The 16,284-nt window shown below is 69.6% G+C and carries 16 protein-coding genes and 2 tRNA genes; 12 read left to right on the top strand and 6 right to left on the bottom strand.

The features are described 5' to 3' along the window. Window positions 1-83: 83 nt before the first annotated feature. From ABT158_RS12210 to ABT158_RS12200, 3 genes are all read left to right on the top strand, one after another. The gene (locus tag ABT158_RS12210; RefSeq protein WP_352352817.1) at window positions 84-866 is read left to right on the top strand and encodes an enoyl-CoA hydratase/isomerase family protein; all 783 of its coding nucleotides are present in this window, start codon (window positions 84-86) and stop codon (window positions 864-866) included. A 67-nt stretch (window positions 867-933) separates the two neighbouring features. Continuing rightward, window positions 934-1,449, top strand: coding sequence for a M48 metallopeptidase family protein (locus ABT158_RS12205; protein ID WP_352319320.1), 516 nt, complete (start codon window positions 934-936; stop codon window positions 1,447-1,449). Then, the gene (locus ABT158_RS12200) at window positions 1,446-2,030 is read left to right on the top strand and encodes a DUF2064 domain-containing protein (protein WP_352352816.1); all 585 of its coding nucleotides are present in this window, start codon (window positions 1,446-1,448) and stop codon (window positions 2,028-2,030) included. The genes ABT158_RS12205 and ABT158_RS12200 overlap by 4 nt, the downstream gene beginning before the upstream one ends. A gap of 7 nt (window positions 2,031-2,037) precedes the next feature. Here ABT158_RS12200 and ABT158_RS12195 read toward each other — a convergent pair whose 3' ends face one another. From ABT158_RS12195 to ABT158_RS12185, 3 genes are read right to left on the bottom strand one after another with little or no spacing between them, the layout of a single operon-like run. Continuing rightward, on the bottom strand, window positions 2,038-3,024 hold the full coding sequence (locus tag ABT158_RS12195) for an endonuclease/exonuclease/phosphatase family protein (RefSeq protein ID WP_352352815.1): 987 nt from the start codon (window positions 3,022-3,024) through the stop codon (window positions 2,038-2,040). Window positions 3,025-3,054: 30 nt separating this feature from the next. Next, window positions 3,055-3,615, bottom strand: a complete 561-nt coding sequence (locus ABT158_RS12190; protein ID WP_352352814.1) for an NUDIX hydrolase — start codon at window positions 3,613-3,615, stop codon at window positions 3,055-3,057. Further along, a complete protein-coding gene (locus ABT158_RS12185) occupies window positions 3,612-4,850 on the bottom strand; it encodes a zinc-dependent metalloprotease (RefSeq protein WP_352352813.1) in 1,239 nt (412 codons plus the stop codon). The genes ABT158_RS12190 and ABT158_RS12185 overlap by 4 nt, the downstream gene beginning before the upstream one ends. A gap of 130 nt (window positions 4,851-4,980) precedes the next feature. Between ABT158_RS12185 and ABT158_RS12180 the strand changes: the two genes are divergently transcribed. The 5 genes from ABT158_RS12180 (at window position 4,981) to ABT158_RS12160 (ending at window position 10,778) form a co-directional block, all read left to right on the top strand. Further along, entirely contained in the window at window positions 4,981-6,054 is a 1,074-nt protein-coding gene (locus ABT158_RS12180; protein ID WP_352353134.1) for an NAD-dependent epimerase/dehydratase family protein, read from the top strand. A gap of 23 nt (window positions 6,055-6,077) precedes the next feature. Continuing rightward, a complete protein-coding gene (locus ABT158_RS12175) occupies window positions 6,078-6,503 on the top strand; it encodes a molybdenum cofactor biosynthesis protein MoaE (RefSeq protein WP_352352812.1) in 426 nt (141 codons plus the stop codon). 10 nt (window positions 6,504-6,513) lie between these two features. After that, window positions 6,514-7,560, top strand: coding sequence for a YlbL family protein (locus ABT158_RS12170; RefSeq protein ID WP_352352811.1), 1,047 nt, complete (start codon window positions 6,514-6,516; stop codon window positions 7,558-7,560). Window positions 7,561-7,725: 165 nt separating this feature from the next. After that, a complete protein-coding gene (locus ABT158_RS12165) occupies window positions 7,726-10,644 on the top strand; it encodes a UPF0182 family membrane protein (protein ID WP_502911514.1) in 2,919 nt (972 codons plus the stop codon). A gap of 57 nt (window positions 10,645-10,701) precedes the next feature. After that, window positions 10,702-10,778: transfer RNA gene (locus tag ABT158_RS12160), tRNA-Met, on the top strand. A 41-nt stretch (window positions 10,779-10,819) separates the two neighbouring features. On the opposite strand, the gene ABT158_RS12155 is transcribed toward ABT158_RS12160, so the two are convergent. Beyond that, window positions 10,820-11,221: a hypothetical protein gene (locus ABT158_RS12155; RefSeq protein ID WP_352352809.1), complete on the bottom strand. Its 402-nt coding sequence runs from the start codon at window positions 11,219-11,221 to the stop codon at window positions 10,820-10,822. Between the two features lie 92 nt (window positions 11,222-11,313). Here ABT158_RS12155 and ABT158_RS12150 point away from each other — a divergent pair. The 4 genes from ABT158_RS12150 (at window position 11,314) to ABT158_RS12135 (ending at window position 15,174) form a co-directional block, all read left to right on the top strand. Further along, window positions 11,314-11,390: transfer RNA gene (locus tag ABT158_RS12150), tRNA-Met, on the top strand. A 104-nt stretch (window positions 11,391-11,494) separates the two neighbouring features. After that, window positions 11,495-11,962, top strand: coding sequence for a group II truncated hemoglobin (locus tag ABT158_RS12145; RefSeq protein WP_352352808.1), 468 nt, complete (start codon window positions 11,495-11,497; stop codon window positions 11,960-11,962). A 9-nt stretch (window positions 11,963-11,971) separates the two neighbouring features. Next, window positions 11,972-14,506, top strand: coding sequence for a sensor histidine kinase (locus tag ABT158_RS12140; RefSeq protein ID WP_352352807.1), 2,535 nt, complete (start codon window positions 11,972-11,974; stop codon window positions 14,504-14,506). Beyond that, window positions 14,503-15,174 carry a response regulator gene (locus tag ABT158_RS12135; RefSeq protein ID WP_352352806.1) on the top strand — a complete coding sequence of 224 codons (672 nt, stop codon included), beginning with the start codon at window positions 14,503-14,505 and terminating at the stop codon, window positions 15,172-15,174. Before ABT158_RS12140 ends, ABT158_RS12135 begins: the two co-directional genes overlap by 4 nt. Here ABT158_RS12135 and ABT158_RS12130 read toward each other — a convergent pair. Then, window positions 15,162-15,284: a hypothetical protein gene (locus ABT158_RS12130; RefSeq protein ID WP_352352805.1), complete on the bottom strand. Its 123-nt coding sequence runs from the start codon at window positions 15,282-15,284 to the stop codon at window positions 15,162-15,164. The two genes, ABT158_RS12135 and ABT158_RS12130, sit on opposite strands and share 13 nt — an antisense overlap. A gap of 187 nt (window positions 15,285-15,471) precedes the next feature. Beyond that, window positions 15,472-15,888 carry a hypothetical protein gene (locus ABT158_RS12125; RefSeq protein ID WP_352352804.1) on the bottom strand — a complete coding sequence of 139 codons (417 nt, stop codon included), beginning with the start codon at window positions 15,886-15,888 and terminating at the stop codon, window positions 15,472-15,474. Window positions 15,889-16,284 lie beyond the last annotated feature (396 nt).

Here is a 16,284-nt window from a genome sequence, read left to right as displayed (position 1 = left end):
CCTGTGGACAACGCCCCTGCAAGCTCACCCGAGGCAAGCCCGGGGACCGCATCCGTGCCCCGCGGAGCGTTACGCTTCGCCGCATGAGCGAGATCTTGGTCGACCGCACAGACGACGGAGTAGTCGTCCTCACCCTCAACCGCCCCGAACTGCGCAACGCCATGACCGACACCATGACGGCCGAATGGCGCGAAACCATGACCACCCTGGCCGCCGACCGCGACCTGCGCTGCGTCGTCGTCACCGGAGCGGGCAGCGCGTTCTCCTCGGGCGGTGACCTGTCATGGATCGGCGAGCGGGGCGCCGAGGCCGTGCCGCCGCTGCGCGACCGCATGCTCGCCTTCTACCGCACCTGGCTGATGATCGCCGACCTGGAGGTGCCCACCGTCGCCGCGGTCAACGGCCCCGCCGTCGGCGCGGGCCTGTGCGTGGCCCTGGCCTGCGACCTCGTCTACGCCGCCGACGACGCCAAACTCCTGGCCCCCTTCACCCGGCTCGGGCTGCACCCGGGCATGGCCGCCACCTATCTGCTGCCCAGAAGAGCCGGTACGGCACTGGCCCGGGAGATGCTCCTGACCGGCCGCCTTCTTACCGGTACGGAAGCGGCAGATAAAGGCTTGGTAAATCAATCTTTCCCGAAGAATGACCTTCTCTCCGAGGTTTCGGTCATCGCCAAGAAGATCGCGGAGATGGCTCCAGTCGCCACCCGCCTCACAAAGGTCGCCCTGAACCAAGAGCATCAAGACCTGGAAGCCGCTCTGAGGTGGGAATCCTTGGCCCAGCCCGTGACCATGGCATCATCCGACCTGCTGGAGGGCCTGGCGGCGCATCGGGAAAGGCGCATGCCCAAATTCACCGGCTCTTAATCATCTGACCAGCGAAAACAACGTCCACCCTCTGTGGAATTTCGCCAGTCTCGGCTAACGTGCTTATGTGCCCCCCGAGACAGTCGAGGTCCGTCGCAGTTCTCGTCGCCGGCGTACGGTCTCCGCCTACCGCGACGGCGACAAGACGATCGTGCTCCTGCCCGCCTGGCTGAGCGGCGAAGACGCGGATGAATGGGTGAGCCGGATGCTCGACCGGCTGGCCGCCAAGGAAGAACGACGAAGGCCGACCGACGAGGCCCTGCTCGAACGGGCGAGGGAGCTGTCGGTGAAGTACCTCGACGGCCGGCCCGACCCCGTGAGCGTTCGATGGGTCGACAACCAGCAGCATCGCTGGGGCTCCTGCACCCCGGAGAACGGCACCATAAGGATCTCGACCCGGCTCAAGGGCCTGCCCGAGTGGGTCATCAACTACGTCATCATCCACGAGCTCGCGCACCTGATCGTGCCGAGCCATGGCCCGGGGTTCTGGGCGCTGGTAGAACAGTATCCGAAGGCGGAGCGGGCGCGCGGGTTCCTCGAAGGATTCTCCGCGGCGGCCCACACGGCACCGGAGGAGTGTTGACGCGCATCGTCGCCGTCCTGGTACGCGGCCGCATGGCCGAAGCGGCGCCCCCCGGCGTCGATCCACGGCAGTTCCTGGCGGCCGTGGCCGAGGACACCTACGAGATGGTCGCCGGCCTGGAGTTCGTCACCCCGGTCCTGATCACGGCCGTCCCCGGCCTCGACGACATCGTCTGGCCCGGCACGGAGATCATCACCATCGGCGAGGACGAGCCGCTGCGAGCCGTCCTCGGCCGCCTGTCCGGCGACCAGGCCGCGGTGATCAGCGCTGACGCGCCCGACCTGCCCTCGCTGCTGGTCGGCAAGCTGTTCAGGGAACTGGGCCGGGCCGAGATCACGATCTGCCCCGCGGCGGACGGCGGCGCGGTGGCGCTGGCCTGCTCGCTGCCGCTGCCGACCTGGGCCGACCCCGACCTCGACGACCCCGACGTCGTCGCCGCCCTCCGGGCTCAGGCCCCGGGCCCGCGCAGGGTCGCCACCATCTCCGGATGGCACCGCCTGCGCACGCTCGACGACGTCGGACGCCTCGACCCGGGTCTCGAAGGCTGGGACAACACCCGCGCCCTGATCGCCGGCCGCTGACCCCGCGTCAGGGCACCGTGAGCTCGGCCAGCACGGCCCGGTGGTCGGTACCCGGAACGTCGCGCACGCTGACCTCCCTGACGCCCACCCGCTCGTCCACCAGCACGTGGTCGATGGTGATGATCGGCGGCACCCGCTTGTTGGCCGGCCACGTGGGGATCAGCCCCGCGCCGACCTGGTCGGCCGCGTCCTTGTACCCCCGGGCCAGCAGCCTGCGCAGCGAGGCGTGGTCGAGCGAGGCGTTGAAGTCGCCGGCGAGGATCCGCACGGTTTCGCCGCCGGCGGAAGGAAGGCTGGAGAGCGCCTCGTTCCAGTTGACCACGTTGGGGCCGAGCGGCGGGTAGGGGTGGACGTCGACGAACTCGATCGGCTTCCCGCCGGGCAGCGCCACCATGGCGGCGGGCATCTTGTGCCCCACCGGGGGCACCACGTCGTCGAGCGGCTGGAGCGGGTGCCTGGAGTAGAGGCCGCTTCCGCCGGCGTCCCATTCGTCCTCAAGGACGCGGTGGGGCATGAGCTCCTTCAGGCCGGCCGCGTCCATGTCGGCCACGGCGCCGGGGGTCAGCTCCTGGGTGCTCAGCACGTCGGGCCGGAACTCGCGCACCAGGTTCACGATCACCTGCGGGTCGGCCTTGCCGAACAACATGTTGATGGTCATGACCTTGAACGGCCTGCCGGTCGTGGCCTCGGCCGTGCCCAGCGCGCGCGGCAGGACGCTGAACCCGAGCGCGGTCGTGGTGAGCAGCGCGACGGCCGTCGCGGCCCGCCTGCGCCCGAGCGCGGCGATCAGGAGGGGGACCAGGGACCCGGCCGCCGCGTACGGCGTGGCCGTCATCAGCTGCGTGGGCAGCGAGCCTCGTTCCAGCCCGGCCACCCTGGCCACGGCCCAGGCCGCGAAGGGTGTCACGGCCAGCCAGGTCAGGACGTTGCCGGGCAACTTCCGCGGCTTGCGGGCAGGCGTCACGATCGTGCCGCCAACGGCAGAAGTCTCCACGCGGCCCCCCTTGGAACGATGCGAAGGACTCTAGCCGAGCGAACGCGGGCGCGAGCTGAGCGCGGCGCGTCCGCGTGCGGCCAGCCGGCGCGTGGCCTCGTCGGACAGCTCGGGGATCTCGTCGACGGGGAACCAGCGCAGGTCGAGCGACTCGTCGCTCATGACGGCCTCGGCGCCGGGCGGGGCCACGGCCGCGTACTCGACGTCGAGGTGCCAGCTGCGCGGCGGATGGCACCAGACCTCGTGCTTGTCCACGGCCAGCGGGCCGGGCAGCAGCTCAAGTCCGGAGATTCCCGACTCCTCGGTGGCCTCGCGCAGCGCCACCGCCTCCAGCGTGGCGTCCAAGTCCTCGCAGTGGCCGCCCATGGGCAACCACTTCCCGGCCTTCGGATGCAGCGTGAGCAGCACCCGGGCGCCGTCGTGGCTGAGCACGGCGGTGGTGGCCGTCAGGTGGCCGGGTGCGCACGCGCGCCACATGGCGTCGTCGTACGTCCGCAGATGGCCGAGGAACTCGGCGCGCAGCGCCTCCTCCGCGGGCGTCGGCGCGGTCCAGGAGGACAGCACCGCCACCGCGTCGTCGTGCAGGGTCACCGGCCGCCGTCCTGGCCGCCGTCCTGGCCGCCGTCCTCGCCGTTCTCGTCGCCGGGCCTGGCCTCCAGCTGGGAGATGTCCCAGGCGGCCTCGCCGCGGACGAACGCGTCGGGGTCGTCGAGGTCCTCGGCCGTCGGCATGAGGTCGGGGTGACCCCACAGGGCGTCGCGCCCGTCGACGCCGCGCTCGGCCTCCAGCGCGCGCCACAGCGCCGCGGCCTCGCGCAGCCGCCGGGGCCGCAGCTCCAGCCCGACCAGCGTGCCGAACGTCAGCTCCGCGGGCCCACCGGTCGCCCGGCGCCTGCGTACGGTCTCGGCCAGCGCGACCGCCGAGGGCAGCTTGCCGTCGGCGGCCCGGTCGACCACCGTGGCCACCCACCCCTCGACCAGGGCGAGCATCGTCTCCAGACGGGCCAGGGCGGCCTTCTGCCGCTCGGTCTCCTCGGGCTTGAGCAGCGCGCCGCCGCTCAGCGCCTCCTGGATCGCCTCGGGGTTGTTGATGTCGAGCCCGCGGATCTGCTCCTCCAGCGCGGAGGTGTCCACGGTGATGCCCCTGGCGTATTCCTCGACCGCCCCGAGCAGGTGCGAGCGCAGCCACGGGACGTGCTGGAACAGCCGGTGATGCGCGGCCTCGCGCAGCGCCAGATAGAGCCGGATCTCGTCGGCGGGGATCTCAAGGCCCTCGCTGAAGGACGCGATGCCGCCGGGCAGCAGCGCCGCGGTGCCGGACAGCGGCAGGCCGATGTCGGTCGTGCCGATGACCTCGCGCGCCAGCGAGCCGAGCGCCTGGCCGATCTGCTGACCGACCATCATGCCGCCCATCTGCTTGAGCACGCCCATCAGCGGCCCGGCCATCTGCTGGGCCTCGGGCGGCAGCCCGGAGCCGCCGAGCGCGCCGCCCATGGTCTCGACCATGCGTTCGGCAACGGGCTCGCAAAGCTTGCGCCAGACCGGGACGGTGTTCTCGATCCACTCCGACCGGCTCCAGGCCTGCGGGTTGGACACGCCGCTCGGCAGCGTCGTCGCCTCGTTCAGCCACAGGTCGGCCAGGCTCAGCGCCTCGACGATCTGGCGGCGCTCGCCTTCCATGACGCTCGGATCGCCCTGGGCGACCACGGCGTGTCGTGCGATGTTCTTGGCCATGTCCCAGTTGACAGGGCCGGAACCCTGAGGCGCCGACAACATGTCGGCGAACTGGCGCATCGCCTGAGCCATCTGCTCAGGGTTGCCGAACATGGCGAACGGGTTCTCGTTAGGGTCGTTTTCGCGACCTGGCAGGTCAGTCACCGCTCTACCTCGTGCAGGATGGAGGAGTCCACATCCGCCACGTTAGTCGTCCTACGGCGGATCAGTGCAAAGTGAGGACCTGGTGCCTACCTCGAAACGCCCGCGTCAACCCGTCGTCGCCGTCACCGGCGCGGCCTCCGGCATCGGCCGCGAGTTGCTCGTGAGGCTCGCATCCGCCGCGGATTTCCGCAGAGTGGTGGCCATCGACGAGGAGCGCGGCGACGTTCAGGAAGCCACGTGGAGAGTGATCGACGTACGGGATCCGCTCTTGGCGAACCGGATCTCCGACATCGACGTCCTGGTCCATCTGGCCGGTGACTACGCCGTCGACTCCGACCCGGGGGAGCGGCGCGCGTACAACCTCAGAGCCGCGCAGACGGTGCTCACCGCCTGCGCCGCCGCCCGCGTGCGGCGGGTGATCCTGGTCACCAGCGCCATGGTGTACGGCGCCGCGCCCGACAACGAGGTCCCCCTGCCGGAGGACTCCCCGGTGGCCGCCGAGCCCGACACCGGCGTCGTAGGCGACTACCTGGAGATCGAGTCCCTGGTCCGCAGGTCGCTGCGCAGCCACCCGGGCCTGGACGTCACGGTGCTGCGCCCGGCGGCGGTCGTCGGTCCGGGCGTCGACACGGTCATCACCCGGCACTTCGAGTCGCCGAGGCTGCTCACGGTCAAGGGCTGCAACCCCAACTGGCAGTTCTGCCACATCGACGACCTCGTCTCGGCTCTGGAGCTGGCCGCCAAGGGGGCCGTCACCGGTGTGGTGGCCGTGGGCTCCGACGGCTGGCTGGAGCAGGAGCAGGTCGAGGAGCTGTCCGGGATCCGGCGGTTCGAGCTGCCGGCCGGGCTCACGTTCGGCACCGCTCAGCGCCTGCACCGGCTCGGCATCACCCCGGCCCCCGCCACCGACCTGCACTATGTCGTCTACCCGTGGGTGGTCGACTGCTCGGCGCTGCGCGAGGCCGGCTGGAAGCCCACGTGGACCAACGAGGCCGCCTTCCGGCAGCTCCTCGAACTCCGCGAGAACCGGACCACCGTGGTCGGCAGGCGGCTGCCGGTCAAGGAGGCCACGCTCACCGCGGCCGGCGCGACGGTGGCCGTCATCGGCACCGCGGCGATCGTCCGGCAGGTCCGCAAAAAGCGTCGCCAGTAGGAACGTGAGGTTAGGCTCTTTCCGTGGACGTCATCCGGTTGCTCGGCATTCGTGACACCCCGTTGTCCGTTGACGAGGTGCTGGCCGCGGTGGGAGACCACGCGGCGGGCGGCACCGCGATCTTCGTCGGCACCGTGCGCGAGCAGGACCACGGCAAACCCGTGACCCGGCTCTCCTACTCCGCCCATCCCTCGGCGCCCGACGAGCTGCGCCGGGTCGCCGAGAAGGTCGCGGCCGACTTCCCCGTCACCGCGATGGCCGCCGTCCACCGGGTCGGCGACCTGGGGCTCGGCGACACGGCGGTGATCGTCGCCGTGGCCGCGCCACACCGCGACGAGGCGTTCAGGGCCTCGCGCCGGCTCATCGACGACCTCAAGGCCGAGGTCCCCATCTGGAAACACCAGGTGTTCGCCGATGGCGAGACCGAGTGGGTCGGCGCCTGCGAATAAGCTCATCACCATGTCACGACGCGTCCTCACCCTGCTGCTCGCGGGGTTCTTCGTGCTCGCGCTGGGCGTCCTGGGCGCGTTCCGGCCGGTCCCGTACGTCGTGCTGAGCCCCGGCCCCACCGAGAACACCATCGGCGAGATCGACAAGAAGCCGGTGATCTCGATCAGCGGCCGGCAGACCTATCCCACCAGCGGCGCGCTGAGCCTGGTCACGGTGGCCTACCAGGGCGGCCCGGCCGCCCAGATCGACCTGCTGACGGCGTTGCGCGGCTGGCTCGACCCGACCGTCGCGGTGGTCCCGCAGGAGACGATCTTCCCGCCCGGCCGCGACGCGAAGAAGGTCGACGAGGAGAACGCGGTCGAGATGACCAACTCCCAGGACTCCGCCAAGGCCGCCGCGCTCAACGAGCTCAAGATCCACTACGACCGGGTCGTCACGGTGCTGTCCACCGAGAAGGGCAAGCCCGCCGACGGCAAGCTGCAGAAGGGCGACCAGATCAACGCGGTCGACGGCAAACCGGCCACCGACTCGCAGTTCGTCGGGGACACCGTCAAGGCGCACAAGCCAGGCGAGACCGTGACCTTCAACGTGACCAGGGGCGGCCAGAAGCTCGACGTGTCGCTGCAGCCGATCGCCAGCAAAGACGGCAAGCCCCTCGTCGGCGTGCTCATGCAGGAGAAGTTCAAGTTCCCCTTCGACGTCGAGATCAACGTGGGCGACGTCGGCGGGCCGAGCGCCGGGCTGATGTTCTCGCTCGGCATACTCGACAAGCTGACCCCCGGCGAGATCACCGGCGGCAAGCGCATCGCCGGCACCGGCACCATCGACACCGAGGGCCAGGTCGGGCCCATCGGCGGCATCGCCCAGAAGATGGTGGGGGCCCGCGACTCCGGCGCGACCATCTTCCTCACCCCCGCCGACAACTGTGCGGAGGCCATGAAGGCCGTGCCCGACGGCTTGCGGCTGGTCAAGGCCGACACGTTGCACGACGCGGTGCTCGCGCTCGACGCGCTGCGCACCGGAAAGGGCAATGTGCCCGCTTGTGAGGCCGGATGAAACTTCCGGCGAGCGCCGTGCGTTAGCCGTACGGCTGGCGCTGCGGTGTAAGTTGCCAGACACGGACCGTTTCTTCATCACGACGAGGGGTTGGCCTTGAGCTTCCGGACCCCAGGGGCCGGCAGGGCGATGCGCTTGCCACGCCGGCCGCGGCTGCTTCTGCCTGTGGCCATCGCGCTGGTCGCGATCGTGGCCCTGTTTTTTCTCTTTTCTGGGATTTATACCGACTACCTGTGGTTTGACACGACCAACTACACGTCGGTCTTCTCCGGGGTGCTGCTGACCGAGATCGTGCTGTTCCTCGTCGGAGCGGTGCTCATGGTCGGCATCACGGGCGGCAACATGCTGCTGGCCTTCCGCACCCGGCCGATGTTCGGTCCCGCCGTGTTCGGCGGCGGCAGTGGGGCCGACCGCTATCGCATGGCGCTCGACCCCCACCGCAAGCTGATCTTCATCGTCGGCATGGGCCTGCTCGCGCTCTTCTCCGGCTCCTCGTTCGCGGGGCAGTGGAAGACGTGGCTGCAGTTCGTGAACGGAGCCTCCTTCGACAAGAAGGACGAGCTGTTCGGCATGGACATCTCGTTCTTCATGTTCGACTACCCGTTCATCAGGATGGTGCTGAACTTCCTGTTCACCGCCGTGATCATCTCGATCGTCCTGGCCACGATCACCCACTACCTCTACGGCGGTTTCCGGTTGCAGTCGCCGGGCGTGCACGCCTCCAGGGCCGCGCGGATCCACCTTTCCGTGCTGCTCGGCGTGTTCGTCCTGCTCAAGGCCATCGCCTACTACATCGACCGGTTCGGTCTGGTGTTCTCCGACCGCGGCTACGTGCACGGCGCGTCCTACACCGACGTCAACGCGGTGCTCCCGGCCAAGAACATCCTCGCGATCATCGCGCTGATCTGCGCCGTGCTGTTCTTCGCCGGCGTCGTGCGCCCCGGCGGCATGCTGCCCGGCGTCTCGTTCGGGCTGCTCGTGCTCTCGGCCATCCTGATCGGCGGCGTCTACCCGGCGCTGGTCGAGCAGTTCCAGGTCAAGCCCAACCAGCAGGGCAAGGAAGCCCTCTACATCGACCGGAACATCCAAGCCACCAGATCAGCCTACGACGTGCAGAACGCCGAAGTGATCGACTACAACGCCCAGGCCGACCCGACCAAGGTCAGCGCCGGCGGCGACGAGTCGGTGACGGGTGTACGACTGCTCGACCCGGCGCTGGTGTCGTCCACGTTCGAGCAGACCCAGCGCATCCGCGGCTTCTACGGCTTCCCCGACCAGCTCGACGTCGACCGCTACCCCGGCAAGGACGGCAAGCTGGTCGACCACGTGGTCGGCGTCCGCGAGCTGCTCGGCCCGCCCGCGCCCCAGAACAACTGGATCAACCGCGCGCTGGTCTACACCCACGGCTACGGCTTCGTCGCCGCGCCCGGCAACGAGGTCGACGCGGGCGGCCTGCCCGCCTACGACAGCAAGGACATGCCGGTCACCGGCGACCTCGCGGCCTCGACCGGGCTCAAGGAGTCGCGCGTCTACTTCGGCGAGAACCCCGGCTCCACCGAGTACGTCATCGCCGGCGGCAACCCCAAGACCCCGCAGGAGCTCGACTACCCGGTCTCCGGCGGCCAGACGGGCCAGCAGAACACCACCTACACCGGCAAGGGCGGCGTGCCGATCGGCTCGGCCCTCAACCGGCTGGTCTACGCCGCCAAGTACGGCGAGATGAACATCCTGCTGTCGGGCGACATCAACGACAACTCCAAGATCCTCTACGTGCGCAACCCGCGGGAGCGGGTGGAGAAGGTCGCGCCGTTCCTGACCCTCGACGGCAACGCCTACCCGGCGATCGTCGACGGCCGGATCACCTGGATCATCGACGGGTACACCACGTCCAACGCGTACCCGTACTCGCAGAGCGAGAGCCTCGGCGACATGACCCGCGACCTGGCCACCGACCGCCGCGTGGTCGCCCAGCAGCCGCAGGACGAGATCAACTACATCCGCAACTCGGTCAAGGCCACGGTCGACGCCTACGACGGCACGGTCACGCTCTACGCCTGGGACGGCAACGACCCGGTGCTGAAGACGTGGTCCAACGCCTTCCCCGGCACGATCAAGCCCGCCTCGCAGATGAGCCCCGACCTCCAGGCGCACATCCGCTACCCGGAAGACCTGTTCAAGGTGCAGCGCTACATGCTGTCGCGCTACCACGTCACCAACGCGGCGGCCTTCTACAGCGCCCAGGACTTCTGGAACATCCCCAGCGACCCCTCGCAGGGCAACCAGTCGGTCAAGCAGCCGCCGTACTACCTGACCGCGACGATGCCCGACGAGTCCGAGCCGTCGTTCTCGCTGACCACGACCTTCGTCCCGCGGGAGGGCCCCAACCTGGCGGCCTTCATGGCGGCGGGCTCCACGGTGGGCAAGGACTACGGCAAGCTGCGCATCCTGCGCATGCCGTCCAACACCACGGTCCCCGGCCCCGGCCAGGCCCAGAACAACTTCCAGAACAAGTTCTCTGGCGAGCTGGGCCCCCTCGGCCTCGGCCAGGCCAACGTCAGGTACGGCAACCTGCTGACCCTGCCCTACGCGAACGGCCTGATCTACATCGAGCCGGTCTACGTGCAGACCAAGGCCGGCACCGGCCAGGAGCCGTACCCGATCCTGCGGCGAGTGCTGGTGGCGTTCGGCAACAAGGTCGGCTCGGGTGACACCCTCGACCAGGCGCTGGAGCAGGTCTTCGGCGGCGAGCAGCAACAGCCGAACACCCAGCCCCAGCAGACCACGCCCAACCAGACGAACACGTCGGCGATGAACACCGCCATCTCCAACGCCCAGAAGGCCTACGAGGACGCCCAGAAGGCCCTCCAGGCCAGCCCCCCGAACTGGGACGAGTACGGCAAGGCGCAGAAGCGGCTGGAGGAGGCGCTGAAGCAGATCGAGAGCGCCAACGCCAAGCCGGCGGCCACCCCGTCGCCCTCGGCCTCTCCCTCCGCCTCCCCGTCGGCGACGCCGTCCGCCTCGCCGCCGGCCACGTCCACACCGACGCCGACACCCTCGGGCACACAGGCGGGAGGCACCACCTAGCCCATTCGGTTTGCGCCCGCCCCACTTCGCCGATAGTCTTGAAAAGCAAGACAGCGACGCGGGGTGGAGCAGTTCGGTAGCTCGCTGGGCTCATAACCCAGAGGTCGCAGGTTCAAATCCTGCCCCCGCTACCAAGATTCGAGGTCCTGGCCGACGGCCAGGGCCTCGTTGCTTTTCAGCGGCACCGCAGGTCCCATCCGGCATCGTCGGTCTCCAGGACCTCGACCACCGCGGACGCGGGATCACCGTCCTGGAAGTACACCCTGCCGTCGATCCGGTCGTAGTAGCTCGTGAGCTCGGCCTCGGAGAGCCTGGTGAGCAGCGAGAACCTGACCAGGAAGTCACAGTGGTCGCCGTTGCCCTCCTGCACGCCCACCGACCCCTGGGCGCCGGCGGCGCCGAACGAGGTCTCGGGTGGCAGCGGATGAGCCAGAAGCCGATCCTTCATGTCCGCCAAGCGCAGGTCATCGGCCCATATGGGCACCATGACCAGCAGGGTCAGTGCGACGGGCGACGCCAGGAGGAGGATCCGCCGCCAGGGAAGCCGGCGCCGTGGTGGCAGGGGTTCGAGCAGCATGAGGACCATGGTCACGTCGCCGACGCGCCCGGACAAGCCCGGCCGGGTCGGAGGAGTCCAGAAGGGCGGTATAGTTGATAACAACACACCGACGCGGGGTGGAGCAGTTCGGTAGCTCGCTGGGCTCATAACCCAGAGGTCGCAGGTTCAAATCCTGTCCCCGCTACCAATCCGAAGTCCCCGGTCGCCACACGGCGACCGGGGACTTCGTCGTTTCCGGGCCCTGTCATGCCGGGTCTTGTTCAATGGCTCACGTGCTGATTACATGATTACATGACGGAAAAAGACGTCCCGACGATCTACGAGTGGGCGGGCGGGACCGAGGCGTTCGAACGGCTGACCGTGGCGTTCTACCGGACCGTCCTCAAGGACGACCTCATCGGGCCGCTGTTCGCCCACATGGACCCCGACCATCCCAGATACGTCGCCATGTGGCTCAGCGAGGTCTTCGGCGGCCCCGACCGGTACACCCACGAACGCGGCGGATATCCCCACATGCTCGCCCACCACCTGGGCCGGGCCATCACCGAACCGCAGCGCCGCCGCTGGGTGAACCTCCTCATGGACGCCGCCGACGAGGTCGGCCTGCCCGACGACCCCGAGTTCAGGGCCGCGTTCGCCGGCTACATCGAATGGGGCACCCGGCTGGCCGTGCACAACTCCCAGCCCGGCGCGACTCCGCCCCCGAAGGCGCCGGTTCCGCACTGGGGTTGGGGAGTCGCTCCGCCATACCAGCCGTAACCTGGAGAAATGGGAAGCACGTCGCGCGGGCGGCTGCGGGTCTACCTGGGCGCGGCGCCCGGCGTCGGCAAGACGTACGCCATGCTCAGCGAGGCGCGACGGGCCAAGGAGCGCGGACGTGACGTGGTCGTGGGCCATGTCGAGACCCACGGCCGCGACCAGGTCGCCCGCCTGCTCGACGGGCTGGAGACCGTGCCCGGCCGCACCGTCGTCCATCGCGGCGCCACGTTCACCGAGCTCGACGCCGACGCGGTCATCGCCCGCCGCCCCACGGCCGTGCTGGTCGACGAGCTCGCCCACACCAACGCGCCCGGCTCCCGGCACGCCAAACGCTGGCAGGACGTCCAGGACATCCTGGACGCCGGCATCGACGTCGTCTCCACGCTCAACATCCAGCACCTGGAGTCCCTGCGCGACGTGGCCGAGCAGATCACCGGCCTGCCGCAGCGCGAGACCGTCCCCGACGACCTCGTCCGGCGGGCCGACCGGCTCGAACTCGTCGACATGTCACCCGAGGCCCTGCGCCGCCGCCTCGCCCACGGCAACGTCTATCCGCCGGAACGCGTCGACGCCGCCCTCGCCAACTACTTCCGCGTCGGCAATCTGTCCGCTCTGCGGGAGCTCGCCCTGCTCTGGGTGGCGGACCGGGTCGACCGGCAGCTCATCGCGTACCGGGCCGACCACGACATCGCGGGCACCTGGGAGGCCCGCGAACGCGTCGTCGTCGCCCTCACCGGCGGCCCCGAGGGCGACACCCTCGTCCGCCGCGCCGCCCGCATCGCGGCCAGGACCAAGGGCGCCGACCTGCTCGCCGTGCACGTCACCCGGGCCGACGCCCTGTCCACCGCGAGCGACCCGGCCAACCTGGCACGCCAGCGCAAACTCGTCGAGGACCTCGGCGGCACCTACCACCAGGTCGTGGGCGACGACATCCCGCGCGCGCTGATCGCGTTCGCCGACGGCGTGAACGCCTCGCAACTCGTCCTCGGCGCCTCCCGGCGGGGACGGCTCGCACAACTGCTCACCCGCGGCGTGGGCATGACGACGGCTGCGCTGGCCGGCTCGATCGACGTGCACATGGTCCCGCACGAGGCCGTCAGCGGAGGCTCCGGCCGGCCGCAGCCCGGGGGAGCGCTGACGCGTCGGCGCAAGTCGGCCGGATGGGCGCTGACCCTGGCCGCCATGCCGGCGCTCACCGCCGTGATCGCGCCGCTCGACCTGAGCCTGCCCAGCGAGATCCTGCTCTTCCTGCTGCTGGTCGTCGGCGTCGCGCTGGTGGGCGGGATGTGGCCGGCGCTCACGGCGGCGGTGCTCGCGTTCGGGCTGCTCAACTGGTTCTTCACGCCACCGGTGCACACCCTGACCATCGCCGAGCCGGAGAACGTGCTCTCGCTGGCCATCTTCGTCCTGGTCGCAGCCATGGTGAGCACGGTCGTGGACCTGGCCGCCCGGCGCAGCAGGGAAGCGGCCCGGTCCAGGGCGGACGCCGAGGTCCTCTCCACACTGGCCGGACACGTGCTGCGCGGCGAGTCCGCGGTTGCCTCGCTGCTCGGACGGTTGCGCGAGACGTTCGGGCTGACCGCGGTGACCCTGCTCGAAAGGGACGATCCGTCAGGTGACTGGCGCATCGTCGCCACGTCCGGCGGCCCCCCGATCACCACCCCGCCCGCCACCACCCCGAACCACGCCGGACCGGACGGCGGGAGCGACGTGGTCACCATCGACGACCGGCTGGTGCTCGCCACCCGCGGCCGGCTGCTCGACGCCAGCGACCGCCGCGTCCTGGAGGCGTTCGCCGCCGAGGCCGCCGTCGCCCTGCGCCAGGAACGCCTGCGCGAGGCGGCCGAGCGCGCCGAGCCGCTGGCCGAGGCCGACCGCATGCGCACCGCGCTGCTCGCCGCCGTCGGCCACGACCTGCGCACCCCCCTCGCCTCGGCCATGGCCTCCGTGGAGAGCCTGCGCAACACCGACATCATCTGGTCCGACGACGACCGCGCCGAACTGCTGGCCACCGCCGATGAGTCCCTGGTCAAACTGAACCGTCTCGTGTCGAACCTGCTTGACATGAGCCGCCTTCAGGCCGGGGTCCTCGGCGTCACCTTGCGGCCCGTCGCCGTCGAGGACGTGCTGCCGCGCGCCATCGACGACCTCGGCCCGCTGCGCGACCGGGTCAGAAGTGACGTTCCGGCCGACCTGCCGGAGTTCCAGGCCGACCCGGCGCTGCTCGAACGTGTCCTGGTGAACCTGATGGCCAACGCCGTCCGCTACAGCCCCGAAGCCGAGCCCGTGCTCGTCACCGCGAGCTGGCACGGCGAACGGGTCGAACTGCGCGTCATCGACAGGGGGCCAGGAATCCCCACGGAAGCGCATGAAAGGGTGTTCATGCCCTTCCAACGACTCGGCGACCGCGACAACCACACCGGTGTGGGCCTCGGCCTCGCACTCTCCCGCGGCCTCACCGAGGCGATGGGCGGCACGCTGCTCCTTGAGGACACCCCCGGAGGAGGGCTCACCATGACGGTCTCACTGAGGAGGGCCCTGTGACCCGCGTGCTCGTCGTCGACGATGAGCCCCAGATCCTGCGTGCTCTGCGCATCAACCTGGCGGCCAGGCACTACGAGGTCGCGGTCGCCCCCGACGGCGCATCGGCGCTGCGCCAGGCCGCCGACTGGCACCCCGACCTGGTCGTCCTCGACCTCGGCCTGCCCGATCTCGACGGCGTCGAGGTGATCCAGGGGCTACGCGGCTGGACGAAGGTTCCGATCATCGTGCTGTCGGGACGTACCGACAGCACGGACAAGGTGGACGCCCTCGACGCCGGAGCCGACGACTACGTCACCAAGCCGTTCGGCATCGACGAGCTGCTGGCCCGCATCCGCGCGGTGACCCGCCGCACGAACCAGCACGAAGAGGAACCCGCGACGGTGCGGCTGGGCGATCACGTGATCGACCTCGCAGGCAAGACGATCTCAGGCGGCGTACGGCTGACCCCGACGGAGTGGCACTTCCTGGAGATCCTGCTTCGCAATCCCGGCAAACTGATCAGCCAGCGGCAGCTGCTGACGGAGGTGTGGGGCGTCGGCTACCTGAAGGAGACGCACTACCTGCGCCAGTACATGGCCCAACTGCGCCGCAAGCTCGAACGCGACCCGGCCCACCCCGTGCACCTGCTGACCGAGCCCGGAATGGGATACCGGTTTCAGCCCTCCTGATTCCTGACCAGGACGACCGCCTTGAGCACGGCCCACCCGAGCAGCAACGCCCCGAAGAGCACCTGAGCGGCACGCACCCACAGGGAAGACGTCTGATCCGCATAGATCACAACACCGATCCACATCAGACCAAATATCCCGACCAGGATGATTGCCGACCAGTTCAGCCCACGTTGCCACATACGCGCAGTCTTACAGCCGGGTGGCCAAGACCGGGTATGGCCACAGTCCTCATCCGGTCCAAGCCTGAGCCCCTGGCGGATCAGCCCTGAGCGATCCGCGGCTGGGCCGGCCGGCTCAACGGGGGAGCGTCCGGTGGGCACCGACGCACCGCCGCAGGCGCATCCCGCGCACTCGCACGACCGGCGGCGGTTGCTGCGGCTGCTCCTCCTGCATGCAGGCGAGCAGTGCCTCAGCCGTACGGGCGTCGGACAGGATCTGCTGCACGGCGTCCTCGTCCTCGGGCAGCTGGTCGCGCTCGGCCAGCTCGCGGGTGAGGAAGGCGAGCGGGTCGGGCGCGCCGACCATGTCCGCGGCCACGGTCGTCCGCGCCGCCGTGAGCAGCCGCAGGTAATGGGTACGCAGGACGGCCTCGCGCACCCGTGCCTGTTCGAGGTCGTCGATCAGCGTCCGGGCGATGCGCAGGAGGTCTCCCGCATGGGTCGCCGGGTCGGCGAGGAAGGCACGGATGTCGTCGAACTCCGAGCGGGTCATGGCGGGCACCTCCGAGAGCGCAGTCTGCTCGTGGCTACCTTCGTACCGAGGGACGATTGCGGATGACTTGCTGACCGCTTGACTTCGGGTGTCGTACGGGCGGCGATGACCAAGGTTTGACGATCTTGTGGCGAGGGAAGGACTCTGCGATTACCTGTGTGGCGCGAAGTACGTGCGGATGACTGCTAGAGTTGCTTCGCGCAGGGCGGCCGAGGGGCTCGCAAGAGCCTCAACAGAAGCCCGGCAAATCCCACTTCCTTCTGGTTCATTCAAGACGGTTCAGAGCGGTCTGAATGAGCTGGTAAGTTAGAGGGGTTGTCCCGGAAGCGGGGCGCGACTTAATTCCAGCAGGTCGAGCAAGTCCGGTCAATTTGACAGAGACTTGAACGGCTGAAA

It is taken from the genome of Nonomuraea sp. NPDC001636 (assembly GCF_040298265.1).
Classification (GTDB): domain Bacteria; phylum Actinomycetota; class Actinomycetes; order Streptosporangiales; family Streptosporangiaceae; genus Nonomuraea.
The sequence above is the reverse complement of the archived record's forward strand: the minus strand, read 5'-3'. Positions and strand labels throughout refer to the sequence as shown.